20 protein-coding genes are annotated in these 24,294 nt (G+C 70.2%); 14 read left to right on the top strand and 6 right to left on the bottom strand.

Annotation, left to right across the window (positions count from 1 at the left end; translation table 11 throughout):
- Nucleotides 1-78: 78 nt before the first annotated feature.
- Both G4D85_RS22905 and G4D85_RS22900 read right to left on the bottom strand, forming a co-directional pair.
- Nucleotides 79-645, bottom strand: coding sequence for an imm11 family protein (locus G4D85_RS22905; RefSeq protein ID WP_164015420.1), 567 nt, complete (start codon nt 643-645; stop codon nt 79-81).
- A gap of 10 nt (nt 646-655) precedes the next feature.
- The gene (locus G4D85_RS22900; protein ID WP_164015418.1) at nt 656-2,008 is read right to left on the bottom strand and encodes an AHH domain-containing protein; all 1,353 of its coding nucleotides are present in this window, start codon (nt 2,006-2,008) and stop codon (nt 656-658) included.
- A 1,247-nt stretch (nt 2,009-3,255) separates the two neighbouring features.
- Between G4D85_RS22900 and G4D85_RS22895 the strand changes: the two genes are divergently transcribed.
- The 9 genes from G4D85_RS22895 to G4D85_RS22855 all read left to right on the top strand — a co-directional run bounded on the left by G4D85_RS22895 (nt 3,256) and on the right by G4D85_RS22855 (nt 12,253).
- Nucleotides 3,256-3,492 carry a hypothetical protein gene (locus G4D85_RS22895; protein ID WP_164015416.1) on the top strand — a complete coding sequence of 79 codons (237 nt, stop codon included), beginning with the start codon at nt 3,256-3,258 and terminating at the stop codon, nt 3,490-3,492.
- Nucleotides 3,493-3,637: 145 nt separating this feature from the next.
- A complete protein-coding gene (locus tag G4D85_RS22890) occupies nt 3,638-5,515 on the top strand; it encodes a WD40/YVTN/BNR-like repeat-containing protein (protein ID WP_164015413.1) in 1,878 nt (625 codons plus the stop codon).
- A gap of 127 nt (nt 5,516-5,642) precedes the next feature.
- Complete coding sequence (locus G4D85_RS22885) at nt 5,643-7,628, top strand: alpha-amylase family glycosyl hydrolase (RefSeq protein ID WP_240359441.1); 1,986 nt, start codon at nt 5,643-5,645, stop codon at nt 7,626-7,628.
- 12 nt (nt 7,629-7,640) lie between these two features.
- A complete protein-coding gene (locus tag G4D85_RS22880; RefSeq protein ID WP_164015411.1) occupies nt 7,641-8,471 on the top strand; it encodes a helix-turn-helix transcriptional regulator in 831 nt (276 codons plus the stop codon).
- Nucleotides 8,472-8,523: 52 nt separating this feature from the next.
- A complete protein-coding gene (locus tag G4D85_RS22875; RefSeq protein WP_164015409.1) occupies nt 8,524-9,006 on the top strand; it encodes a DoxX family protein in 483 nt (160 codons plus the stop codon).
- A gap of 10 nt (nt 9,007-9,016) precedes the next feature.
- Nucleotides 9,017-10,012 carry an aldo/keto reductase family protein gene (locus tag G4D85_RS22870; RefSeq protein ID WP_164015407.1) on the top strand — a complete coding sequence of 332 codons (996 nt, stop codon included), beginning with the start codon at nt 9,017-9,019 and terminating at the stop codon, nt 10,010-10,012.
- 272 nt (nt 10,013-10,284) lie between these two features.
- Complete coding sequence (locus G4D85_RS22865; RefSeq protein WP_164015404.1) at nt 10,285-10,992, top strand: MotA/TolQ/ExbB proton channel family protein; 708 nt, start codon at nt 10,285-10,287, stop codon at nt 10,990-10,992.
- Nucleotides 10,993-10,995: 3 nt separating this feature from the next.
- The gene (locus G4D85_RS22860; protein ID WP_164015402.1) at nt 10,996-11,433 is read left to right on the top strand and encodes an ExbD/TolR family protein; all 438 of its coding nucleotides are present in this window, start codon (nt 10,996-10,998) and stop codon (nt 11,431-11,433) included.
- Nucleotides 11,434-11,446: 13 nt separating this feature from the next.
- The gene (locus tag G4D85_RS22855) at nt 11,447-12,253 is read left to right on the top strand and encodes an energy transducer TonB (protein ID WP_164015400.1); all 807 of its coding nucleotides are present in this window, start codon (nt 11,447-11,449) and stop codon (nt 12,251-12,253) included.
- Between the two features lie 45 nt (nt 12,254-12,298).
- On the opposite strand, the gene G4D85_RS22850 is transcribed toward G4D85_RS22855, so the two are convergent.
- Nucleotides 12,299-12,790: a MarR family winged helix-turn-helix transcriptional regulator gene (locus tag G4D85_RS22850; RefSeq protein WP_205525662.1), complete on the bottom strand. Its 492-nt coding sequence runs from the start codon at nt 12,788-12,790 to the stop codon at nt 12,299-12,301.
- Nucleotides 12,791-13,107: 317 nt separating this feature from the next.
- On the opposite strand from G4D85_RS22850, the gene G4D85_RS22845 reads away from it, so the two are divergent.
- Together G4D85_RS22845 and G4D85_RS22840 are read left to right on the top strand one after the other, a co-directional pair.
- Nucleotides 13,108-14,556: a TolC family protein gene (locus tag G4D85_RS22845; RefSeq protein WP_164015396.1), complete on the top strand. Its 1,449-nt coding sequence runs from the start codon at nt 13,108-13,110 to the stop codon at nt 14,554-14,556.
- A 143-nt stretch (nt 14,557-14,699) separates the two neighbouring features.
- On the top strand, nt 14,700-14,918 hold the full coding sequence (locus G4D85_RS22840; protein WP_164015394.1) for a hypothetical protein: 219 nt from the start codon (nt 14,700-14,702) through the stop codon (nt 14,916-14,918).
- Between the two features lie 33 nt (nt 14,919-14,951).
- Here the strand turns inward: G4D85_RS22840 and G4D85_RS22835 are convergent, their stop codons facing one another.
- On the bottom strand, nt 14,952-16,001 hold the full coding sequence (locus G4D85_RS22835; RefSeq protein WP_164015392.1) for an aromatic ring-hydroxylating oxygenase subunit alpha: 1,050 nt from the start codon (nt 15,999-16,001) through the stop codon (nt 14,952-14,954).
- A gap of 186 nt (nt 16,002-16,187) precedes the next feature.
- On the opposite strand from G4D85_RS22835, the gene G4D85_RS22830 reads away from it, so the two are divergent.
- Nucleotides 16,188-17,084 (top strand): DUF547 domain-containing protein, encoded by an 897-nt coding sequence (locus G4D85_RS22830; RefSeq protein WP_164015390.1) that lies wholly within the window; start codon nt 16,188-16,190, stop codon nt 17,082-17,084.
- A 16-nt stretch (nt 17,085-17,100) separates the two neighbouring features.
- Here the strand turns inward: G4D85_RS22830 and G4D85_RS22825 are convergent, their stop codons facing one another.
- Together G4D85_RS22825 and G4D85_RS22820 are read right to left on the bottom strand one after the other, a co-directional pair.
- Nucleotides 17,101-19,950: a cation-translocating P-type ATPase gene (locus G4D85_RS22825; RefSeq protein ID WP_164015388.1), complete on the bottom strand. Its 2,850-nt coding sequence runs from the start codon at nt 19,948-19,950 to the stop codon at nt 17,101-17,103.
- Between the two features lie 123 nt (nt 19,951-20,073).
- Nucleotides 20,074-21,099: a BPSS1187 family protein gene (locus G4D85_RS22820; RefSeq protein ID WP_164015386.1), complete on the bottom strand. Its 1,026-nt coding sequence runs from the start codon at nt 21,097-21,099 to the stop codon at nt 20,074-20,076.
- A gap of 272 nt (nt 21,100-21,371) precedes the next feature.
- On the opposite strand from G4D85_RS22820, the gene G4D85_RS22815 reads away from it, so the two are divergent.
- Entirely contained in the window at nt 21,372-23,048 is a 1,677-nt protein-coding gene (locus G4D85_RS22815; RefSeq protein WP_164015384.1) for an isovaleryl-CoA dehydrogenase, read from the top strand.
- A gap of 3 nt (nt 23,049-23,051) precedes the next feature.
- Entirely contained in the window at nt 23,052-24,254 is a 1,203-nt protein-coding gene (locus G4D85_RS22810) for an AMP-binding protein (RefSeq protein WP_164016069.1), read from the top strand.
- Nucleotides 24,255-24,294 lie beyond the last annotated feature (40 nt).

Genomic DNA, 24,294 nt, shown 5'->3' with positions numbered 1-24,294 from the left:
CGCGCCCACAAGCGACGCCCGGCCGATGCGTCGCGGACCCACCCCGAGCGGTCGAAACAGGGGCCTGAACCGGCCGGGTCAGACCTCCGTGAACTTCGCGCCCATGGCTTTCACTCGCTCCATGGCCGTCTTGATGCCCTCGGAGACGATGAGTGCTCCAGTCCAGCCCTCTGGCCGGAGTACCCTGGCGCTCCCCACCTTCGCCTTGTCGATGCGCAAATCACGTACCGAGGCGTAGTGCCCTACCTTCTCGGGCACTCCGTCCTCATGCGTCCAGCGCTGGATGCGGGAGGCCTTCTCGTCAATGCAGCGGATGAGGCGGGTTGCCACCAGCACGAGGTACTGGTCCGGATGGCCCTTGATATCCACGGGGATGAGCTGCACGTCTCCGGAGGCCAACTCCGAAAAAAGAGCCGCCACCCTGACGTGAACGACGGGGATGCGCAGCCCCGCCTCGGTGAAGTCCAGCGGTCGGCCTGGCTCTTCGATGGGAATCCTCAGGCGCCCCACTCCTTGAACGGGAGCGCCTACCCTGAAGCGGTCAGGGTCACTGACTTCGCGCCCCCTATCATCCGTGGGAGTGTCCAGGTGCCAGCGTCCGGGGACATGGACATCGTCGCACAGCTGGAAGAAACGCCGAGACATGAGTGGGAACCTACGGTTTTGCACCTCGGCTGACGAGCAGGTTCAGCTCTGTTCCCGGTGTAGTGACTTCCCTGGCCAGTCGCCGGAGCGCGACCTCCAGGGAGGCACGGCACGCCTGGACAGTCCGGCAATGGGCCGTTGCGGCATCCAACTCCTCGAAGACTATCTCGTGATACCTCTGGGGGTGAGGCCCCTGGTGTCCTTTGACAGGCACGACATTCTCGGGGTCCTTCAGCTCCATCCCGGCCTTCTTGAAGATCTTCCTGAACCTCGGCGTCCACGGCCCACCACGCGCTGAGGAGACGCTGTTCTTGTCCGTGGCGAGGTGGTGGTCGTGGGTTCCGCGGCTCCGCCCCCCCTTGACTGCCATCGCCACGGCATTGGGCGCCAATGCGACGGTGAAGCCCTCGGCTGTCATCGCCACCGACTCCACGCTGCCGATGGCCGCATACGTGTAGCCCGCCTGAGACTCCACGGCGAGGGCCGCCTGCGCGGAGCCGGGAAGCCTGGACGCCTTCGCCGCCAGTCCCGCCGTGCTCCCGATGGCTGCCGTGGCCAGCATGACGAAGACGCGCGCCGCGTTCACTCCGAGCACCTCTCCGTACGCCTCACCGGCATCGCTGAGCTGCTCGAAGGTGGTGGCCCGGTCCACCTTCCGCACCAGCGTCACCCACCCGTCCAGCAAGCGCCACACCGTGTCCACTCCCAGGTATGCAATGGCACAGGCCGTGACGAGAGCGGCCACGCCCTTGCTCACGGGCTCGGGGAGCGCCCACAAAAGAAGATACATGCTGACCGAGGCCGTCACCGTGGCGAGCAGCGCCTGAGGGTCGGCCATGTCCTTCAGCGCCCCTGACGTCTCCTCCCAGACCGAGTCCATGGCGATGGCCATGGCCAGCGTGTACTTGCCGTCGCTCGCCAGCAGCGGGCCTTCGTCCAGCAGGCGGAGGCAGTCTCCGGGCTGGTCCTTGCGCTCGCACCAACGGCCATAGGCACGCGTCAGTTCCTCGTCCGCGTACGACTCCAGCAAACGTGGGCCGTCAGGGTCCTCTTCCTCCTGCGGGATGAGCTTCTGGCTGCGCCCCTCGTACCAGTACACTCCGCTTCTCGCCGGGACATCGAAGAGCTCCCGAGCCGCGCGTAGCGGGTGCGCAACGGGCCGCACGTCCCGAGCGAGCTCCACCAGGCTCTCCTCGAACTCTTCGGCCTCGACTTCGGCCTCCTCCAGCTCGGCGCCCTCTTCCTCTCTGGGAGTGACGATGATGGGGACGCCGTCTCCGGTGTTCAGGCGAATGACCCGGGACGTCGAACAACCCGTCCCGACAAGCAGCAGGAGCAGCGATACGGCCCATCGACACGCCATTGCTGTCCTCCCGCATGGGCGCCTGTCCAGCCAAGGGGCGCGCTTCGGAATTACCAGCAGGGGCTGACAAACTGTCGCGGTGGGACTCAGGCCATGATCGCCATCTGGCGCCACCGTGATGATGGACAGTGGAGACCCAGCTTCTTCATGTCGATGACGTCAAGACCCCCAAATACGCCGGCCTCCGGGCGCGGGGGCGCGTCGGGACCTCGCGAGAGGGTGTCGTCACGGCGCGGTGTTACCTGAGGCTCAAGCCCGCTTCCCGCGTGTCTCCAGATAATGCCAGACCCCGGCGGCCAGGGCTCCGGCTGCGATGCAAATTGCAATGAAGAGTCCTGGGTTGCCGCCCGATTGGCCGAACACAGTCCCCAACACAACTCCGAAGAGTATTCCCCAGACAAGCTTGCTTGACATGCTGAATCCCTTCCATGAAAGCGGACCTGAGCAGGCTCAGTGCCAGGGCTCCGGCGCCAGGCGACACCAGCCGGCCCGTCAACGCCTGGCGGATGAGCATGCCCACCGGCCCGTCACACTTGAGCAACTCCCGCGGCCAGCGAGGTGAGTGCGAGGACAGCCCCGCCAGCGATGGCGAGCGCGCGAAGTCTGTTGAACATGCTTCCAGATGGAGGGGTCGTCATCTCGTCCGTCCCATGGGGAGCGCTGTCCGGCAGTGGGCAGCCGACTCAAACTAGGTGCCGAGGCGGAGATAGGCACACCCGCAGGCCGCTCGGGCGTCCCCTCGTCACGGTGGCCTTTCGGCAACCCAGGGAGTGAGCGCTCCTCACTCCCAGGTGAGGAACAAACGAGAGCACGAGACGAACTGAATCACTGTTGAGGGGCGAGGCAGGTGACGAGGAGCCGAGGAGGGCTGCGGCCGGGTGAGACGCGGGCGTTACGCCGGGCGGGCGGAGAAGCCCTGCAGCCGCTTGGAGCACAGGCCTGCTCAGGCGGGCCACTCCAGCCCGCGAGCGAGTCTTCGCGGTCCGTGCTGGCTCCAAGACGCAAGGGCGGACCTCCTCCGGAGCAGAGGATTTGAGCCCAGCTCACGCCCCTGTCCGTAGGCCACGAGTGGGTCTACCCTCGTGAACGCCATGCCCCCTGCGGAGAAACAGAGACTCATAGACCGCGCTCGCTCCATCCTCTTGGAGCACGTGCGCCGTTGCGAACCGCCGACTCCCGGGGAGCCGCAGAGTAGCTACGACCAACTCGACGCCGCGGTCAGGGGGGCACTTGCGGGAGATCTCAGCATGGTCACCACGCTGCGCCGCGTCTTCGATGAGCCGGGCTTCGCCATGACGAACTCGCTGCACGAGTGTGCATTGGCCGCTCTGGGACTCGCGCTGCTCGGGGACCACCAGTCCATCCAGCGCATTCGCGGGGTGAGCCCGATCAACCTGAACCGCGAGGCGAAGCCGCTCGCCCTTGCGATCCTCGATGCCGGGGAACAGCCCACCGCACGACTTCAAGGCCTGCCGGAATCGTAAGCCAGGCATTCAAGCCCCTGGAGCCAGGCGCGCGCAGCGCTGACTGCGTGCACAAGCATCGCCAAAACAATCTCACGCCACATGAGCGGCCTGGCGCAGGGTGCCACCAGGTCGGTGTATACTGGCGTGTCTGGAGGGTTCCCTCATGCAGCTGACTTCGTGGCCGCCCGTCTTGCTCGGTCTGATGCTGCTGACAGAGTCCGGGTGCCCCACCCGGGATGAGCCTCTTCTCTCGAATGAGCCGGCCCGTCCGATGGACCTGGCCATCCGTGTGGACCTGGGCGTCCAGGAGTTCGACTACCAGCGAATCGCGAGCGTTTCCCAGCGGACGGAGGGGGACTGGTGGGCCGTGGTGAACGCCTCGCGTGGGAACAGCCCGAATCAAAGAGAGCCCTCGTTCCAGCTATTCCGTAGCTCGGATGCCGGTCGCTCCTGGCGCGAGGACCCGGAGCTGTCCGCTGCGCTCGGTCGGGTCGTCTCCGACGAGCTCCATCCCCCCCGCCTCGACGTCTTCGTCTGGTACACGCCGGAAATCGGGGTCATCGCGGGGTACATGGGGGCGCGGGTGCTGCGCACGGTGGATGCGGGGCGCACCTGGAAGTCCGTGTCGCTGCCGGAGGCCCTGTGGATCTATGACCTGGAGCGCGCGAACGGACGCACGTGGGTCTGTGGCTCCTCCGGAGGCATCCACCGCAGCGACGACGCCGGTGCGAGCTGGCGTGCGATGACGGGCACCCCCTTCAATGACCATGACCGCTGCAGGTCCATGTCCTTCCTCGACACGGAGCGGGGCTGGGCCCTGGGGAGTACCGGGACCCTGTGGGAGACCCAGGACGGCGGGGAGCGCTGGCGGCAACTGACGGCTCCCGTCCCTCCATTGGTCGACAGCTCCTTGCTCCCCCCGGAGCCCGACCGGCTCCTCCAAGTGGTCCGCCTCACGCCCGAGGTGGGCTGGATTGCTGGAAAGGCGAGCCGCTTCCAGACGACCGACGGCGGGAAGACGTGGCACGCCCGCGCCCTGACCTCCGAAGAGCAGAACTCGGGTCTGGGCATCGCGGTGACACCCGGCGGGCAACACGTCATCACCGTGGGCCTGGCCCGTGGGGCCCCGGACACGTGGGTTCCCGCCCTGAACGAGGATGCGGTCGCCATGGGAGGAGACGCGGTGGTGACGCTCGGGGGAAACCAGCTGCGCACCCACGTCTCGGGCCGGCTCGCGTGGGCGGGCCGCCTGAGGACCGTGGGTACTGGCGTCCTCACGCCGCTGGACGGCATCGCCCAGAAGTCGCAGGAGGAGTGGCTCGGATGGGCAGGTGAGCACGTTGCCGCCACCTTTGATGCGGGCCGGAGCTGGGTGACGGTGGGGCGCTTCCCACAGACGCCCGTCCAGCGGCTCGTGTTCCTGAAGACGGGCACGGCCCTGGCCAGGACTGCGGGGGGCACGCTGCTGCGCTCCAGGGACCTCCTCTTCGGGCGCGAATGGGTGACCACCACGGACGGTCTGGACGCCTACGACTTCGCGGTGAACGCCGAGCCCACGACGGGTGAGCCCCTCGAGAGCGCCCCGTTCGGGTGCCTGCTGTCCACCGCGACGGCCTCCATGCAGATTCGATTCACCGACCAGGGCTGCTTCCACTCCGTCAAGAACGCGCTCCAATTGGAGTTCACCCGGGACGGCGCCAGTCTCTCGGGGACGATGGAAGAGCCGAGCCTGGCGGGGCCCCACTCCGTGCGCGTCGAGCAACTGAAGCTCTCGCGCGCCGAGGGAGAGCGCATCGTCCGGGAGGTTGCGGAGGCGGCCACTCATGAAGAGGCTCCGACCGACTGCGGTTCGACCAGCAGTAGGATAGTGGTCATCGAGTGGGCCTGTCCCTCCAGCCCCGCGAAGGACGGCAGCCTGCGTCTCCAGGCGGAGTACTGCTCCCGGCGCGATGGGGAGCTCACGCTTCGGCCAGGTGGCTATGCCCGGGCGCTCCACGTGTTCAAGGTCGCGGCACAGACCCTGAAGAACACACCCCACTGAGCGCTACGCCCCGCGAAGGCCACTGCCCTGAACTGAACCCGTCCCACCTGCCCCGGGTTGCCCTCGCTCCGCCGCGCTGTCGGAATGTCCCCCGCAATCGAGCAGCCTGAAGCCTCGGGGGGGCGACATGGCGACGAGGAACGACATGGCGACGAGCACGGTGAAGCCGAACGAACTGAAACAGTGGCGCAAGGACTTCCACGAGTCCGTCTGCAAGGCGCGCGGCAATGAAGTCCTCCAGCGCTCGCAGCGGACACGCTCCGCACCGGAGCTCTTCGGCCCGGCGGAGACACTCCAGGCCCCAGCGAATCTCACGGCCTTCGTCCCCGCCGAGCCCTGGCCGCAGCCCTCCTGGCGCGCCGGCATGGGCGCCATCCCCTACGACGGCGGCACCACCTTCCGTGTCTGGGCCCCGCATGCCCAGCGCGTCCAGGTCGTGGGCGAGTTCAGCCACTGGCACGCCGTGGAGCTCGCCCGCGAGCCCTCCGGCAACTTCTCCCGCGACATCAACGGCGCCCGCAACGGCCACCAGTACCAGTTCGTCATCCAGGGCAAGTACGGCGACTGGCGCTGGCGCAATGACCCGCGCGCCGCGGACGTCACCAACTCCACCGGCAACAGCGTCATCGTCGACCACCGCGACTTCCTCTGGCGCTACGACCACCACTTCCGCATGCCGGCCTTCCACGAGGTCGTCCTCTACGAGCTGCACGTGGGCACCTTCCACGACTCGCCCGGCTGGGGCCCCGGCCACTGGCTGAGCGCCATCGACAAGCTCGACTACCTCCGCGACCTGGGCGTCAACCTGGTGGAGTTGATGCCCTCCTCCGAGTTCGCCGGCGACTTCTCCTGGGGCTACAACCCCACCTTCCCCTTCGCGCCGGAGAGCTCCTACGGCACGCCGAACGACCTCAAGCGCTTCGTGGACGAGGCCCACCGGCGCGGCATCGGCGTCATCCTCGACGTGGTCTACAACCACCTCGGCCCCAGCGACCTGCCCCACTGGGACTTCGACGGCGAGACGTTCGGCCGGGGCGGCATGTACTTCTACACGGACGAGCGCGCGAACACGCCCTGGGGCGCGACGCGTCCCGACTACGGCCGCCCCGAGGTGCGCGACTACCTGCGCGACAACGCACTCATGTGGCTGCGCGACTACCACATGGACGGCCTGCGCCTGGACGCCACGAAGGAAATCCGCAACGCCAACGGCGCGGTCAACCCGGCAGGCTGGGAAGTGCTCCGCTCCATCTCCGAGGCCGTGAAGCGCGAGTTCCCCTGGAAGCTCCTCATCGCCGAGGACATGGGCGGAGACCCCGCCATTACGCATTCCCACGGCGCCGGGTTCGACTCGCAGTGGGACGCCTCCTTCGTCCACCCCGTGCGCGCCGCGCTCACCGCACCGTTCGATGAGGCCAGAGACCTCAACGCCGTCCGTGACGCGCTGTACGCCCGATACAACGGCCAGGCCACCCAGCGCATCATCTACACGGAGAGCCACGACGAGGTGGCCAACGGCAGGAGCCGCATCCCCTCGGAAGTCGCGCCGCACGACACCGGAGGCCGACTGGCGAAGAAGAAGTCCCTCCTGGGCGCGGCCCTCACACTCACAACTCCCGGCATCCCCATGCTCTTCATGGGGCAGGAGTTCATGCAGGACGGCCACTTCGACGACGGCACCCCGCTCGACTGGAACCGCGCCGGCTGGTTCAGCGGCATCCGCCAGGCGTACCGGGACCTCGTCCGCCTGCGCCGCAACTGGCACGACACCAGCGCGGGCCTGCGCGGAGAGCACCTCAACGTCTTCCACCTCAACCCCGCCGACAAGGTGCTGGCCTTCCACCGCTGGCAGCAGGGCGGCCCGGGGGATGACGTGGTGGTGCTGGTCAACCTCGGCCACCGCGCCTTCTCCTGGTACGAACTGGGCCTGCCCTCGGACGGGCTGTGGCGGGTGCGCTTCAACAGCGACTGGGCGGGCTACGCGCCCGACTTCGGCAACACGCCCACCCATGACGTGTGGGCCTCGTGGGGCGGGCGGGACGGCCTGCCCGCGCGCGGCGGCCTGGCGCTCGGGAGCTACAGCGCGGTCATCCTTTCGAGAGACCGCTGGTAGAACCCGCCTCGCATGCTCCTCGCCCGACCACCAGACCTCGCGCCACGCGCCCCGTGGCCGGACATGCCGCTGGTGGTCTGGCCCGCCGCGCTCGCCATGTGGGGCCCGGGGGACCAGTCGACGAAGCACGCCCACCACGCCATGCACCTGGTGCTCTGCCGCCAGGGCACCCTCTCCGTCCGCGCGCAGGGCATGAAGGCGGCCGAGCAGGTGGCGGGCGTCCTGGTCGGCCCCGACGTCTCCCACGCCATCGACGCCCGGGGCAGCGAGGTCCTCCTCCTCTTCATCGAGCCCGAGAGCGACGACGGCCTGCGGCTCAAGGCGTCCCTGGAAGGCGAAGGCCCCGTGCGCATCTTCGACGAGGCCCGGCGCGATGCCCTGCTGGGCGCCCTGCCCCGCTCAGGCTCCATCCCCCACGACGCCGTGGGCCCGTGGATGGAGTCCGCCCTGGAGTCCCTCTCCGGCACGCCCGAGCCACCCCGCCGCGTCCACCCGCGCGTGCGCAAGTTGCTGCGCCACCTGCGCGCCGAGCCGGCGCCGGAGGACACCTCGCTCGAAGCCCTCTCGGCGGTGGTCGGCCTGTCCCCCGGCCGCCTGATGCACGCCTTCACGGAGTCGATGGGCGTCCCCCTGCGCCCCTACCTGCTCTGGCTCCGCCTCCAGCGGGCGGCGGGCGCCATCGCCGCCGGCCGGACGCTCGGAGAGGCGGCGCACGCGGCCGGCTTCTCGGACTCGGCGCACCTGACGCGCACCTTCCGGCGCATGTTCGGCACCACGCCCTCCTCCCTCCAACGACGTAGCCAGTTCGTTCAAGCGAAGGCCCGGCCCGGCGCCGCATCTTGAAGGCACAGCGGCGGACACCTCGTCCCGCCGCGGCCCCTCGAGGAGCGCCGTCATGTCCTTCGCCATCGTCCTGCTCACCCTCTTCGCGCTGCTGCACCTGCCCCCGCTGCGCCGCCTGCCGGCGCTCGCCACGCCCCAGGACCGCGCCGCCGTGGCCGCGGGCCTCTTCTTCATCGGCGCTGGCGTCATGCACTTCGCCATGCCCCTGCGCTACGACGCGATGATTCCCCCGCAGCTCCCGTCGCCGCGCTTCTGGGTCCTCCTCTCCGGCGCCTTCCAGGTGGCGGGCGGGGTGGGAATGCTGCTCCGTCGCACCCGGCGGCTCGCGTCCCTGGGACTCATCGCCCTGCTGCTCGCCATCCTCCCGGCCAACATCCACGAGGCCCGGGCGAACTCAGCCTCCCACGTGCTCCCCTTCCCGGACTGGTACTTCTGGCTGCGCATTCCCTTCCAGCTCGTCTACGTCGCCTGGGTAGCGTGGGCCGGTGGACTCTGGCGCATCAGGACGCGTGCGAGGCTGGAGGCCCACGGCTAGTTTGCGCCGCATGCACTTCCGACATCTCGGTCGCAGCGGTCTGGTCGTCAGTGAAATCTCCTACGGCAACTGGATTACCCACGGCTCCCAGGTCGAAGAGGAATCAGCGCTCGCGTGCGTGCGCGCGGCGCTGGACGTGGGCATCACCACCTTCGACACCGCGGACGTCTACGCGGGCACCAAGGCCGAGGAGGTGCTCGGGCGCGCGCTGAAGGGCCAGCGCCGCGCCGGCTACGAGCTCTTCACCAAGGTGTACTGGCCCACCGGAAACGGGAAGAACGACCGGGGCCTGTCCCGCAAGCACATCCTGGAGTCCATTGACGGCTCGCTGCGCCGCCTGCAGACGGACTACGTGGACCTGTACCAGGCGCACCGCTTCGACTTCGAGACGCCGCTGGAGGAGACGATGCTCGCGTTCGCCGACGTCGTCCGCCAGGGCAAGGCGCTCTACATCGGCGTCTCCGAGTGGACCGCCGACCAGATTCGCAAGGGCGCCGCGCTGGCCCGCGAGCTGCGCGTGCCCTTCATCTCCAACCAGCCGCAGTACTCCATGCTGTGGCGGGTCATCGAGTCCCAGGTCATCCCCGCGTCCGACGCGGAAGGGCTGGGGCAGATTGTCTGGTCCCCCATCGCCCAGGGCGTGCTCAGCGGCAAGTACCTCCCCGGCAAGCCGCCTCCGTCCGGCAGCCGCGCCACGGACCCGAGCGGCTCGCGCTTCATGACCCGCCTGCTGACGGACGACGTACTCACCCGCGTGCAGCAGCTCCAGCCCCTGGCGAAGGAGGCGGGCCTCACCATGGCCCAGCTCGCCATCGCCTGGGTGCTCCAGAACAAGAGCGTCTCTTCCGCCATCGTCGGCGCCACCCGCCCGGAGCAGGTGCACGACAACGTGAAGGCCGCCGGCGTGAAGCTGGAGACCGAGCTGCTGCGCCGCATCGACGCGGTGCTCGGCCCCGTCGTCGAGAAGGACCCGGCCCTCACCGAGAGCCCGCCTCGCCGCCCGTAGAGCCGTATCCTTATATAGGGGGCGGGCAGGGAGGGCGGCGCCCCCCTGTGACGCGTCTGTCACCGGCGCCCGGAAACACGATGAGCCCTGGGACGTACCAGGGACGTGCTCCCTCCCTCCCCCACTTCGCGCTCCAGTCTCCCAGCAGGCGGAAGGGCTCCAACCCGGCCGTTGCATTTGACTTTCCGCGCCAGGGGAACAAGAGATGGGCGCGCGAGTTGGCAACCGGGTTACGTGAGACTCGTAGCCCACCTTTACCCAGGCTTCCCTTCATGACGCCCTATCTCCTTCTGTCCCAGGCAGGTCAACCCGAGCTTGGCTGGCTCAGCAGCAAGCTGCTCGGCGTGACGCTCACCTCCGCCGAGTGGGTGCTCTGGATTCTCGTCGTACTCTCGGTGCTCTCCATCGCCATCATGCTGGAGCGCACGGTGTACTTCGTGCGCAACCGGCTGCCGGACTCGGAAGGCCTCGCCGTGCGCCTCGCCCGCGGTGACTTCGAGGCCGCGCGCAAGGCCGTGGAGGGCAAGAGCGGCATGGAGGCCGCCGTCGTCCGCGAGGCGCTGGCGTCCACCGCCCAGGGCGCGGACACCGTGGAGCAGGTGATTGCCTCCACCATGTCCCGCGAGCGCCCCCAGTACGAGCGCTTCCTCTCCTTCCTCGGCACGCTGGGCAACAACGCCCCGTTCATCGGCCTGTTCGGCACGGTGCTCGGCATCATCAAGGCGTTCCATGATTTGGGCTCCGCCAACGTGAAGGGCGCGGCGATTCAACAGACGGTCATGGCCGGCATCTCCGAGGCGCTCGTCGCCACGGCGGTGGGCCTCGCGGTCGCCATTCCGGCGGTGGTCGCCTTCAACATCTTCAACCGCCAGCTCAAGACGCTCACCAGCCGCGCCAACGCCCTGGGCTACGCCCTGGTGGGCAGCATGCGCGCCGAGCGCCCGGCTTCGGACGCGGCGCGCGCCGCGGAGGTCCGCTAGGCCATGGCCGGAGGAGCCCAGCAGGACAACGAAGAGGAAATCACCGGCATCAACGTCACGCCGCTGGTGGACATCGTGCTGGTGCTGCTCATCATCTTCATGGTGACGGCGAACTTCATCGTCCGCGAGACGGTGGAAGTCGACCTGCCCCGCGCCGCCAACGGCGGTGAGACGGTGCAGGGCCTGGTCAACGTCGTCATGGACAAGGACGGCAAGCTCTTCTTCGACGGCACCGAGCTGAGCGAGACCGACCTGTCCGCGAAGGTGGCCGAGCAGGTGGCCAAGGACAAGGACACCCGCGCCATCATCAGCGCCGACCAGTCGATTCCCTACGGCCGCGTCATGCGGCTCATCGACGTGGTGAAGGGCCAGGGCATCGCCAAGTTCGCGCTCAACATCGAGAAGGACGTGACCCCCGCGGCCACGCCCGCCGCGCCCTGAGAGACGTCAGCCCATGAGCCAGGCGGTCCTCGACAGCTCGTCCCTCTCTCCTCCCCGCCGGGAGCGCTCCACCGTCGTGGTGGGCGTCTTCCTGTTCGTGTCGCTGGTGATTCACGGCGGGGGCTTCTGGATGCTCGGCCGCATCGCCGACCGGCCCCGGCCCGTGGCGCAGCGCCCGGTGGAGCTGGTCATGGTGGAGGTGCAGAAGCCGCCCCCGCCGCCGCCGCCCGAGGAGAAGAAGGAGGAGCCCAAGCCGCCTCCGCCCAAGGTGAAGCCGGTGAAGCCTCCGCCCATCAAGGTGGCCGAGGCCCCGAAGCCCCTGCCGCCTCCGCCCGTGGAGGCCCCGCCGCCGCCCAACAACACGCCCCCGCCGGAGCCGCAGGCGAAGCCTCCGCCGCTCGTGGTGGGCATGACGATGTCGTCCACCACCAGCGCCGGCACCTTCGCCGCGCCCGTGGGCAACACGTCCTACGGCAGGGTGGACCGCACCGCGAAGGACCCCAAGGAGGTGAAGGGGTACTCGGCGCCGAAGTACACGCCCATCTACCAGGTGGACTCCGAGCCCACCGTGGCCTCCGAGGTGAAGATTCCCTACCCGGAGGAGGCCCGCCGCGCCGGAGTCGAGGGCACGGTGACGCTGTCCATCACCATCGACAACGAGGGCAAGGTGGTGGCCGCGAAGATTCTCAACGGGCCCGGCTACGGGCTCAACGAGGCGGCGCGCGACGCCATCCGCCGCTTCCGCTTCAAGCCCGCCTTCAAGGGCGGCGAGGCCGTCTCCACGGAGATGAAGTACTCGTACACCTTCCTGCTGGACTGAGCGGCCCTCCCCTTCCCGGGGGAGCGTGGCCGCTCCGGCCTCCGCCTACTGCGAGTGCAGCGCCCGGCGCATGATGTCGCGCAGGGCGCGCAAGTCGTCGTCACCCAGCCCGGCGATGGCCTCGGGGGGCTCGGCCATCCGCTCCAGCAGCCGCTCGCGCAGCGCCGCGCCCGCGTCCGTCAGCACCAGCATCTTCACCCGCCGGTCCTGCTCGGAGCTGCGCCGCTCCACCAGCCCGCGCGCCTCCATCCGGTCCACCAGGCCCGTCACGTTGGACGCGTCGCAGGACAGGTAGCCCGCCAGCGTGCTCATCGCCAGCGGCGCCTCGCCGAGCTGCCTCAGCACGTGCGCCTGCACCGGCGACAGCTCGAACTCCGCCGCCAGCGCGGGGAAGTTGCGCATGTGCGCGTGCATCAGCTCGAAGAGGAGCGCCCACGCCTGCCGTGGCAAGTCCCGCTGCTCCGGTTCCGTGACGGCCTCGGCGCGCCGCCGCGAGTCCGCTGACTTCGTCTTCCGCTCCAGGTGCTCGCTGCTCATGTCCTTCAATGTAATACCCTCCGAGCACCTAAACAATTGACTTCATCAACCTTTGACGATTAATACATTCCGGAGCTTCCAATTTCCGACGTCATGGCCTATGCGTCCGGGGCCCTGAAGGACAGGAGGACGGCGGTCGTCATGCGGTGGATGAGTCCTATTAGCCCCGCCATGACGCACGCCGCCTTTTTCTTGTCCTTTCGAGGGCACCCGGGTGAGAAGCCCGACGCTCGGAGTGCAGACACAACCCGTTGCAAGTCCATCTTGGACGTCCTGGGCTCGCGCCGGCGCGAGTCCCTTGAGGAGGTAGAGGCGGTATGAGCTCACTTCTGGCGCTGACCCTGGCGGCCTCGATGGCCGCGGCACCGCCGCCCGTATTGACCCTGGAGGACGCGCTCTCCCGGGCCCGCAAGGAGAACCTGGACCTGAGGGCCGCGCAGGCCCGCCTGAAGCAGGCGGACACGGCCTCGCGCAAGGCGTGGGCGGGCTACCTGCCCACCATCACCGCCAGCGGCGCCATCATCCGCAACAACACGTCGGTGACGGCGGCCTTCCCCACCCCCGACGGCCCGGTGCCCGTCACCATCCAGCCGCTGATTCAGCGGCAGGCGCAGCTCGAGGTGCGTCAGGCCCTCATCGCCCCGCAGCTGTGGGCCGCCATCCAGGGCGCCTACAAGTCGGAGCGCGTGGCGGAGCTGAACGTGGAGCAGGCGCGCCGCGAAATCCTCTTCGGCGTGGCGCAGGCGTACTACGGCGCCGCGGCGCAGGCCCAGGCCGTGACGGTGCAGGAGCGGCTGGTGGAGCTGAACGGCGCGCGGGCAAAGGACACCCGCGTGCGCTTCGAGGCCGGCACGGTGACGCGCGTGGCGCAGCTGCGCGCCGAGCAGGACCTGTCCCGCGCCGAGCAGGACCTCATCCGCGCGCAGAACGCGGCGGCCTCCGCCCGGCTGGTGCTCGCCACCCTGCTGGCGTTCGATGACGCGAACTTCACGGTGGCCCCGCCGCCCGAGCCGCAGGTGCCCCCGAAGGCGGACACGGACCAGCTCATCCAGCGCTCGCTCGAGGCACGGGCGGACGTGGCCGCGGCGAAGGAGACGGTGGAGCTGGCGCGCATCGGCAAGCGTCAGGTCTGGTTCAGCTACCTGCCCAACCTGGGTGTCTCCGGCGCTGCCCGCATCGTCAACGCGGCGGCGCTCGGTGCCCCTCCGGAAAGCTGGGCCATCACCTTCGCGGCCTCCTGGACGCTGTGGGACGGCGGCCTGCGTGAGGCCAACCTGAAGGAGGCCTCGGCCCGCATCGCGGAGAGCACGGCCAACTACCGCAAGGCCGAGCTGACGGCCCGTGAGGACGTGCAGCGCGCGCAACTGGACCTGCAGAGCGCCCTGGCCAACCGCCTCAAGGCCGAGCAGACGGTGGAGCTGGCGCGCGAGAGCCAGCGCCTCATCGACGTCTCCTTCAAGGCCGGCATGGCCACCTACCTGGAGGTCGCCGACGCCAACACCGCGCTCTCCAGCGCGGAGATTGGCCTCGTCAGCGAGCGCCTCCAGGCCGCCGTCGCCGCGCTGCGCCTGCTGCGCTCCGTGGGCGCCTTCGAGGCCCGGGCGCTGGACTCGGACCTGAAGGACGACAACGCGGTGCCGCCGCACCTCCAGGCGCTGCCGGCGGAGGACGCGCCGCGGCTGGAGGGCGGCGCCACGCAGCCGACGGAAGGCGCCGCTCCGCAGCCGGAGCAGCCCGCCCAGCCGCAGCCGGCGCCCCAGCAGTAGCCGGGTTTCACGGACCCGGCGCCCCATTCCCGGGCGCCGGGCCGTCTGCCCTGGAGCGCGGGTGGCGAGCGGCGCTTGTGAGCGCCCACCACCGGCCCCACCCTCGGAAGGAGGCACTCCACCCTTTTCCGAGGAGGACGGTCATGGCGGACGGACAGTGGGGCAACTGCAAGGGCTGCAAGTACTTCGGCAGCCACCATCCCCAGCCGGGCAGTGACGAGAAGAGCCGCTGCATGCAACCCGAGCTCTCCAGGTTCGAGCTCGAAGTCTCGGGCGACAGCGGCTGCAACGCGTGGGAGACGCGCGCCGGAGTGGGCGGCACGGCGACGCCCTACCACGACCCCGCGCCCTCCATTCACTGAGGCCGCGATACCCGTGTGGACGGGCCCGGCCTTTCAGCCGCCGGAGGCCTCTCGCGCGAGCGGCACCGGAGCGGGGACCGCGCTCGCGCCCACCCGGTAGTAGATGCGCTCCATGAGCTTGCGCTGATGGACGAGCGGCTTGTCGTACTTGTCCAGGCGCATGCCCTTGTGGCTGTAGGGCGTGTCCGCCACGGTGGGAATGAAGCGCGCGTCGTCCCGCACCTCCCACCACGTCAGCGCCGCGGCCACGCGCGCCGCCAGCGGCAGCAGCGGGCGCATCGCCGGCACCACGCACTTGAGGAACGAGAAGACGTGCAGGCGCGTGGTGGTCGCCGTCTCTGGCACGAAGAAGATGTTGGCGCGGGTGATGAAGGGCCGTGACTTGCCGGACGGCGACACCCAGCTCACGGTGTACTGGCTGCGCACCGGGTCGAAGCGCGTCACCCAGCTGTTCTGGAAGAAGTCGCCGTCGAGCACGCCCAGCATCCGGATGAGGGGCGCGGCCCGCTGCGGCGCGCGGTAGTTCACCTCGGTGCGGTCATCGAAGTTCTTCGCCTCGAACTCCACCTGGTCCGCGCGCGGGTCGTCCCAGCCCAGGCGGGTGTGGACGTAGGGCGTGTGCTCGTCCTCGCTGAAGTTGTCGAGCGACACGTGCAGCGGCGCCTCGAAGAGCGTGGAGAAGGCCCCGCCGTAGACGTACTCGCCGGCCTCCAGGTCCGGCATGGCGGACACCGGGGTGTCCCGCTCGGCCAGCCAGAGGTAGCCGTGGCGCTCCACCACCTGGAAGCTGCGCACGTCGCAGTGGCGCAGGTCCGGCTGGCTGGGGTTGGCGCCCTGCCCCTGCGCGTCGAAGCGCCAGCCGTGGTACGGGCACTGGAGCCGCCCGTCCGCGCGCACCCGCCCCTTCGACAGCGGCGCGAAGCGGTGGGGGCAGGCGTCCGCGAGCGCGGCGGGCTGGCCCGAGGCTTCGCGGAAGAGGGCATAGGCGCGACCGGCCACCTCCACACGCACCGGCTTCTTGCCGAGCGAGCGCGAGGGGAGCACCGGATGGAAGTGACGAATGACGTCGGGCGTAGGCTCCATGACGCGCCAAGTATAGCGGCGCTCCTGGCTTCCAAGCGGCTTCGCCGATTGAAACAGCTTCACGGCCCTCACGCGGGGTGAGCCCCGCCGCGCCGCGGTTCACCGGGGGTCTGCTGCATGCCTTGCAGCCTGGGTGCCCGGCGGGGTGAGGCGGCGTCCGTGAGCCCTGGTCTATGATGGGCCGCCGTGGACGCTCCCCCCTCCCCCCTGCGCCGCTACCGGGTGCCCGCGCTGCTCTTCGTCGTGACGGCCCTGGGGGTCGCCACCGCGGCGCTGCACGTGCAGGGGCTGCTGCCCGCCCGGGTGCCCTCGGCGTCGGAGCCCTTCCACTACCACCAGTACGCGCAGGTGCTCCGGCATGTGCGCTCGGACGGGGATGTGGACTTCGCCTCCGTGGGGCGGGAGCGTCAGGCGCTGGACGGCTTCGTCCAGTCGCTGGCCTCCTTCTCGCCCCACAACCGGCCGGACGTCTTCCCCACCTCGGAGGACGCGCTCGCCTACTGGCTCAACACCTACAACGCGCTCGTCCTCCAGCAGGTGGTGGACGGCTACCCCTACCTGGAGAACGTCCGGCAGCCCTGGCTGGGGCGCTTCTTCTGGGGCCGCGCCTGGCCCGTGGGCGGCGAGCGGCTGACGCTGTGGGCGCTGGAGAACCGCGTGCTGCGCACGGAGTTCGCCGACCCGCGCATCCACTTCGCCCTCTTCCAGGCCGCGCGCGGCGGGCCCCGGCTGGACGGCGCCCACTTCCAGCCGGAGTACCTGGACGCCCAGCTCAACGACGCCGGCCGCCGCTTCGTGGGCGACAAGCGCAACGTGGAGCTGGACGGGGACACCGTCCACCTGTCCCGCCTCTTCGAGACGTACCGCGACGACTTCCTCGCCGCGCTGCCGGAGGGCCGGGGCGGCAACGTGCTCCAGTTCGTCTGGGCCTTCCTGCCGGACACCTGCGAGGAGCGGCCCGGCTGCGCCACGCGCGGGGACCTGGACCGCGCCTGCGGCCCGAAGCTGGACCGCTGCCACATCGTCTACTCGCCGGAGGACTGGACGCTCCCGGACGCCGCCGCCCGCGAGCCCCGGCCCTGAAGTCCCCCACCCGGCGTCACGCGGGCAGGCGCTCGCGGTGCCCGGGACGCGGCGGCTCCTCCTTGTCGTGGTCGCGGTGCACCTGCTTCACCACCGAGTAGCCGCGGCGCTGGAGCAGCCACTTCTCCAGTCCCACCACCGGCAGCACCACCGCGCCCAGCAGCACGGACAGGCCCACGGACTCCGGGCTCAGCGGCGCGGTGTCGAACACCCGCTGCATGAAGGGCACGTACATGAAGGCCAGCTGGAGGCACACCAGCGCGCCGATGCCCACGAAGATGGTGCGGTTGCTGAAGATGCCCACCTTCCGCAGCGAGCCGGTGAGCGTGCGGCACATCAGCAGGTAGAAAATCTGGAAGCTGATGACGGTGTTGACGGCCATCGTCTGGGCCTCGGCGAGCGCCACCCCGTGGCCCACGCGCGGCAGCTCCCGCCGGTACTCCCAGAGGAACAGGCCGATGGCGCCCGCGGCCATCAGCAGCGCCACCAGGCCGGTGCGCATCAGCACGAAGCGGCTGAGCACCGGGGCGTCCGGGTCTCTCGGTGCCCGGCGCATGACGTCCGCCTCCTTCGCCTCGAAGGCCAGCGGCAGCGCCAGCGACACGGTGGCCACCAGGTTGATCCACAAGAGCTGCGTGGGGAGCATGGCCATCAGCGGCACCGGGTCCCCGCCGAAGTCCTGGATGGGGAAGAAGGCCACGCCGAACATGAGGATGAGCGCCAGCCCCAGGTTGGTGGGCAGCACGAAGGCCAGGGACTTGATGAGGTTGTCGTAGACGCGCCGCCCCTCCTCCACCGCCGCGGCGATGGAGGCGAAGTTGTCGTCCGTCAGCACGATGTCCGCCGCCTCCTTGGACACCGCCGTGCCGGTGATTCCCATGGCCACGCCGATGTTGGCCTGCTTGAGCGCGGGCGCGTCGTTCACCCCGTCCCCCGTCATGGCCACCACGTGCCGCCGCGCCTGGAGCGCCCGCACCAGCCGCAGCTTGTGCTCGGGCGCCACGCGCGCGAAGACGTGGGTGCTCTCGGCCACCTCCGGCAACCGGGCGTCATCGACGGTGGCGAGCCGCGCGCCGGTGATGCCCGGCTTGCCCGCCTCCTGGAGCCCGAGCTGCGCGCCGATGGCCTCCGCCGTCGCGGGGTGGTCGCCGGTAATCATCTTCACGATGATGCCGGCCTCATGGCACGCCCGCACCGCGGCGATGGCCTCCTCGCGCGGCGGGTCAATCATCCCCTCCAGGCCCAGCAGCCGCAGGCCGCTGGCCACCTCCTCGTCGGAGATGCCGGGGTGCGAGGCGGGCACGTCCCGGACCGCCACCGCCAGCACGCGCATGCCCTGCCTCGCGAGGCGCTCCACCTCCTCCAGCACCGCCTCCGGCGTGGCGCCGTCATGCGGCGCGCAGCGGCGAAGGACCACCTCCGGCGCGCCCTTGACGAGGATGCGCCGGCGTCCCTGGCCGTCGTCGTGCAGGGTGGCCATGAACTGGTGCTCGGACTCGAAGGGGATGGCGTCCAGCCGAGGGTGCTTCGCGCGGGCCTCATCCACGCGCAGGCCCACCTTCTCCGCCGCCACCACCAGCGCGCCCTCCGTGGGGTCGCCCGTCATCTCCCACCGCTCGCCCCGGCCCTGGAGCGCGGCGTCGTTGCACAGCGCGCCGGCCAGCAGCAGCTCGCGCACCTCCTCGGGCACCGCGCCCACGGGCTGCCCGTCGCGCCGCAGCTCACCGGTGGGCGCATAGCCCACGCCGCTGAGGGAGCAGCGGCCCGACGGTGTCCACAGCGCCTGCACCGTCATCTCATTGCGCGTGAGGGTGCCCGTCTTGTCCGAGCAGATGACGGTGGTGCTCCCCAGCGTCTCCACCGCCGGCAGCTTGCGGATGACGGCGCGCCGGGCCGCCATGCGCTGCACGCCGATGGCCAGGGCGATGGTGACGATGGCGGGCAGGCCCTCCGGAATCGCCGCCACCGCCAGGGTAATGGCCACCACCACGGCCTCGCTGAGCTCGTAGCCGCGCCACAGCCCCACGCCCAGCAGCACGGCGGACACGACGAGGATGCCCACGGTGATGTACTTGCCGATGACGGCCAGCGCCTTCGTCAGCGGCGTCTGGAGGTCCGTGGCCTGGCTGAGCAGCGTGGAGATGCGGCCCAGCTCGGTGGCGTGGCCGGTGGCCACCACCACCGCCGAGGCCGTGCCCGACGTCACCAGCGTGCCTCCGAAGACGAGGCTCGTCCTGTCCCCCAGCTCGGCCCGCTCCTCCACCTCCGGCACGTGCTTCTGCGCCGGCACGGACTCACCCGTGAGCGCGGCCTCCTCCACCTGGAGGTTGCGCGAGGAGAGCAGCCGCATGTCCGCGGGCACCTTGTCGCCCGAGGCCAGCTCCACCACGTCCCCGGGCACCAGCCGCGCCGCGGGCACCGACTCCTTCCGTCCCCCGCGCACCACGGTGGCGTTCTCCGGAACCATGAGGCTGAGCGCCTCGATGGCCTTGCCCGCGCGGTACTCCTGCACGAAGCCGATGAGCGTGTTGAGCACCACCACGGCGGCCACCACGAGGCCGTCCGTCACCTTCCCCATGGCGATGGCCAGCACGGAGGAGGCGATGAGCACCCAGATGAAGGGGCTGTTCACCTGCCGCCAGAGCAGCTTGAGCGGCCCCTCTCCTTTCTGGCGCTCGATGACGTTGGGCCCGTGACGCGCCAGCCTCTCGCTCGCCTGCTCCTCCGTCAGCCCCTTCGCGTCACTGCCCATCCGTGACAGCACGGCCTCGGGAGGCAGGGCATGCCAGGGCGGCGCGGCTGACGCGGGCGACCCGGCGGGCGGTGGCGCGCTCGCCGGGAGCCGGGCGGGGGGTTGGTCGTTCATGGGCAGTCCTCCTCGACCAATCTGGTGACGGTGCGCGGCACGTCCACCTCGGGCCGAGGTGTGGCCGCGCCGCCAGCACCTTCCGGGCGTCTCACCCGCGCCGGGGTAGGGCCTGCTCCGGCCCTACGGCCACAGCGCCTGCCACTGGGTGAAGAACTGCGCATCCCTCACCACGCAGGCGTGCGGGTCCGTGGGGCACAGGCCGGTGGAGCTGGTGATGCGGCTCCACTGCGCATTCATCCGGTCCGACGCCCAGTACTTCACGGCCTCCGAGTCGCAGATGTCCGTGACGTAGCCGCTGGCGGTCTGCCCGCGCGCCACCAGGCCACGGTACGTGTCGGCGCCGGGGGCGGTGGTGAAAGGCGGCAGGCTCCAGCTCGCCACGGGCCCCAGGACGCTGACCGCGTCGCACGGCGAGGCGAGCATGACGACACGGCGCACGGAGTAGTCCTTGCCGATGACGCCCGCGTGGCCACCTCCCTGCGAGTGCCCGGAGACGATGAGCTTCGCCGGGTTGAGGCGGCAGAGCACGGTGCAGGAGGGATTCATCAGGAAGCTGCCCCAGCCTCCGGACGGGTCCCCCGTGTCACGCAGGTACACGAGCAGCCGGACGAGCCGGGGGATGATGGCGTCCCCCTTGTCCATGGTCGTCACCGCGCTGCCGGGCTGGACGTCGCCGGTGATGAGGGTGCGGCGGGTGGCGAGGTAGCAGGCATCGTCATTGCCGCAGAGCGAGTTGAGCGAGGGCGAGTTCTGGTACGTGAGGCCGATGACGCGGTAGCCCTTGGAGCTGGCGCTGGCATAGAGGCTGTGGTCGGCGTCGGCGTAGTTGCCGCTCAGGTTGTTCTGGGGCCTGCCGCCCGTGCCGGGCAGGAAGATGACCAGCTCCGCCTTCGTCGGAACCTGGGGACGGATGACGACGTGCGGGTCCAGGTAGTCCCCCGAGCCGGGCGTCCCCACCTCCGTGGGCGTGACGAAGCGACAGACTGCGCCCGTAGGACCGGCGCAGGTGCTCACGCCCTGCTCGACGCTCCCCTGCTCCGGGGGAGCCGTCCCGGGCTCGGGCTCGGCCCCGCACCCCATGGCCAGCAGTCCCAGCCCCAGCACGACGGGGGCACACCACCGCATCCACACGCTCGGCTTGCTCACGCAGACGGCTCCTTGGTCCGGGCCCGCCAGTGAATGACTGACGGGTGATGGGCGCCCTCACGGCGCGCCCATGGCATCAACACGCACCGTGAGGACTGGTTGCGGAGAACCCCGCGAATTTCGGTGCGGTGCGTGCTTTTCCTTCCTGCCCGGAAGGGCCCAAGGTGGCGGCCCCTCGCGGCGCGGACCCCACCCGGCGCGAGTGGTCTGGTGCGGCCGTTCACGGTAAGCCAGGGGAGCCTGGGCCCCGGGCCCGCGGGAGGACCGCCACCATGACTGAACGCAACCCCATCGCCGCCGGCTTCGTCACCCACGAGGTCACCAACCAGCCTCCGCCGCTCGTCCTCGACGCCTGGAAGAGCGACACCGTGCTCCGCGAAGTGGTGGCCCGCGAGGGCGGCGGCTGGGCGGAGGCGGACCTGGCGAAGTACGGCCCCGTGGTGGGCGGGGAGATGGTGCAGCTGGCGGTGCTGGCCAACGAGAACAAGCCGAAGTTCCGCCCGTTCGACCGCTATGGCCACCGCCGCGACGAGGTGGAGTTCCATCCCGCCTACCACCGGCTGATGGAGCTGGGCATGGCCCACGGGGTGTCCGGCTTCGCCTGGCGCAACGAGGAGAAGCCCGGCGCCCACGTGGCCCGCATGGCCCTCTTCTACCTGCACAACCAGGCCGACCAGGGGACGAGCTGCCCGCTCACCATGACATACGCGTGCGTGCCCGCGCTGCGCCACCAGCCGGAGCTGGCGCGCGAGTGGCTGCCGCGCGTGAGCTCGGCCACCTACGACAGCCGCTTCATCCCCGCGTCGCAGAAGACGGGCGCCACCGTCGGCATGGGCATGACGGAGAAGCAGGGCGGCTCGGACGTGCGCTCCAACACCACGCGCGCGCAGCGGCTGGGGACGGCGCGCGGGCCGGGGCAGGCCTACGCGCTGGTGGGCCACAAGTGGTTCTTCTCCGCGCCCATGAGCGACGCGTTCCTGGTGCTCGCGCAGGCCGAGGGCGGGCTGTCGTGCTTCCTGATGCCGCGCTTCACGCCGGACGGCGAGCTGAACGCCATCCGCATTCAGCGGCTCAAGGACAAGCTGGGCGACTGGAGCAACGCCTCCTCCGAGGTGGAGCTGCACGGCGCCTTCGCGTGGATGGTGGGTGAGGAGGGCCGGGGCGTGCCCACCATCCTGGAGATGGTCTCCATGACGCGCCAGGACTGCATGATTGGCTCCAGCGGGCAGATGCGGCAGGCGCTGGTGCAGGCCCTGCACCACACCCGGCACCGCACCGCGTTCGGCAAGCGGCTCGCCGACCAGCCGCTGATGCGCAACGTCCTCGCCGACCTGGCGCTGGAGTCGGAGGCGCACCTGACGCTCACCGCGCGCGTGTCGCGGGCGGTGGACGCGAGCGGGCGGGACGCGAAGGAGGCCGCCTTCGGCCGCATCGCCACCGCCGTGGGCAAGTACTGGGTGTGCAAGCGCACGCCCGTCTTCATCAACGAGGCGCAGGAGTGCCTGGGGGGCGCGGGCTACGTCGAGGAGTCCATCCTGCCGCGCCTGTACCGGCAGGCGCCGCTCAACTCCATCTGGGAGGGCAGCGGCAACATCCAATGCCTGGACGTGCTGCGCGCGGCCTCGCGCGAGCCGGCCAGCCGCGAGGCCCTCTTCGCGGAGCTGCTCGCGGCGCAGGGCGGACATGCCGCGTACGACGCGGCGACGGCCCGCCTGGGCAGGGAGCTGGCCAACCCGGACGCGCTGGAGACGCGCGCGCGCTTCATCGTCGAGGGGCTCGCGCTGGCCCTGCAGGCGTCCCTGCTCATCCGCGCGGGCAACACGCAGGTGTCGGACGCCTTCTGCGAGTCGCGCCTGGGCGGCGCCCACGGGCAGACGTTCGGCACGCTGCCGGCCCACACCCCGATGCAGGCGCTCATCGAGCGCGCCCTCTCCGAAGAGGTGAAGTGATACCTGGCCGCGGGCGTACCCGACAGCAGCCGCGCGCAGTGCCGCGTCCTGCTGCTCGGCGGCGATGACACCCTCGACGGGTTGACGCTGTTCGGCGAGGGCGCGTCCAGCCCCACCACCCGAGGCCCCTTCAAGGCCCCCACCCCCGGCGACGTCGCGGAGATTCTCTACACGTCGGGCACGACGGGGCTGCCCAAGGGGTGTCTGCACTCGCACGCCAACGTCCTCTTCGCGGGCATCGGCAGCAGCCTGGCCTATGGGCTGGACTCCACCGACCGCGTCCTGCTGGCGATGCCGGTGTGGCACAGCTTCCCGCTCAACAACCTGCTGCTCGGCAGCCTCTACGTGGGCGCCACGGTGGTGATGATGCCGGAGTACCACCCGCTCGGCATGCTGGAGACGATTCAGCGCGAGCGGTGCACGCTGTTCTTCGGCGCGCCGGTGGCCTTCCTGATGCCGCTGCGCGTGGTGCCGGACTTCGACCGCTACGACCTCACCAGCGTGCGGACCTTCCTGTACGGCGGCGGCCCCATCGACGCGGACACCTCGCGCCTGCTCGCGAAGCGCTACCGCACCGAGCGCTTCTTCCAGATTTTCGGCATGACGGAGACGGGCCCCACGGGCACGCTGCTGCGGCCGGAGGAGCAGGTCGCCAAGGCGGGCTCCATCGGCCGGTATGCCGTCAGCGGCTGCGACGTGAAGGTGATGCGCGACGCCGGGACGGAGGCGAAGCCGGGCGAGGTGGGCGAAATCTGGATGCGGTGCCAGTCGATGATGCTCGGCTACCACCGGGACCCGGAGGCCACCGCCGCCGCGTTCCATGACGGCTGGTACCGCACGGGCGACGTGGCCCGCATCGACGAGGACGGCTACCTGTTCATCGTCGACCGGCTGAAGGACATGATCATCACCGGCGGAGAGAATGTGTACTCGAAGGAAGTCGAAGACGCGCTCGCCAGCCACCCGACCCTCACCGAGTCGGCGGTCATCGGCATTCCGCACCCGGACTGGGGAGAGACGGTCGCCGCCCTCCTCGTCCTGAAGCCGGGGACGGCCTTCGACGAGGCCAGCTTCCGAGCCCACTGCGAGGCCCGCCTGGCGAAGTACAAGGCGCCCCGCATCTTCCACGTGGTGGAGTCCCTGCCGCGCACGCCCTCGGGCAAGGTCATCAAGGTCGAGCTGCGGAAGAAGTACGCGCGGGCCTGACGGAAGCGTCCGCCGGGCCGATGGAGCGTGCAGAAGTCCA

Origin of the sequence: Pyxidicoccus trucidator (assembly GCF_010894435.1) — a bacterium.
Taxonomy (GTDB): domain Bacteria; phylum Myxococcota; class Myxococcia; order Myxococcales; family Myxococcaceae; genus Myxococcus; species Myxococcus trucidator.
The sequence above is the reverse complement of the archived record's forward strand: the minus strand, read 5'-3'. Positions and strand labels throughout refer to the sequence as shown.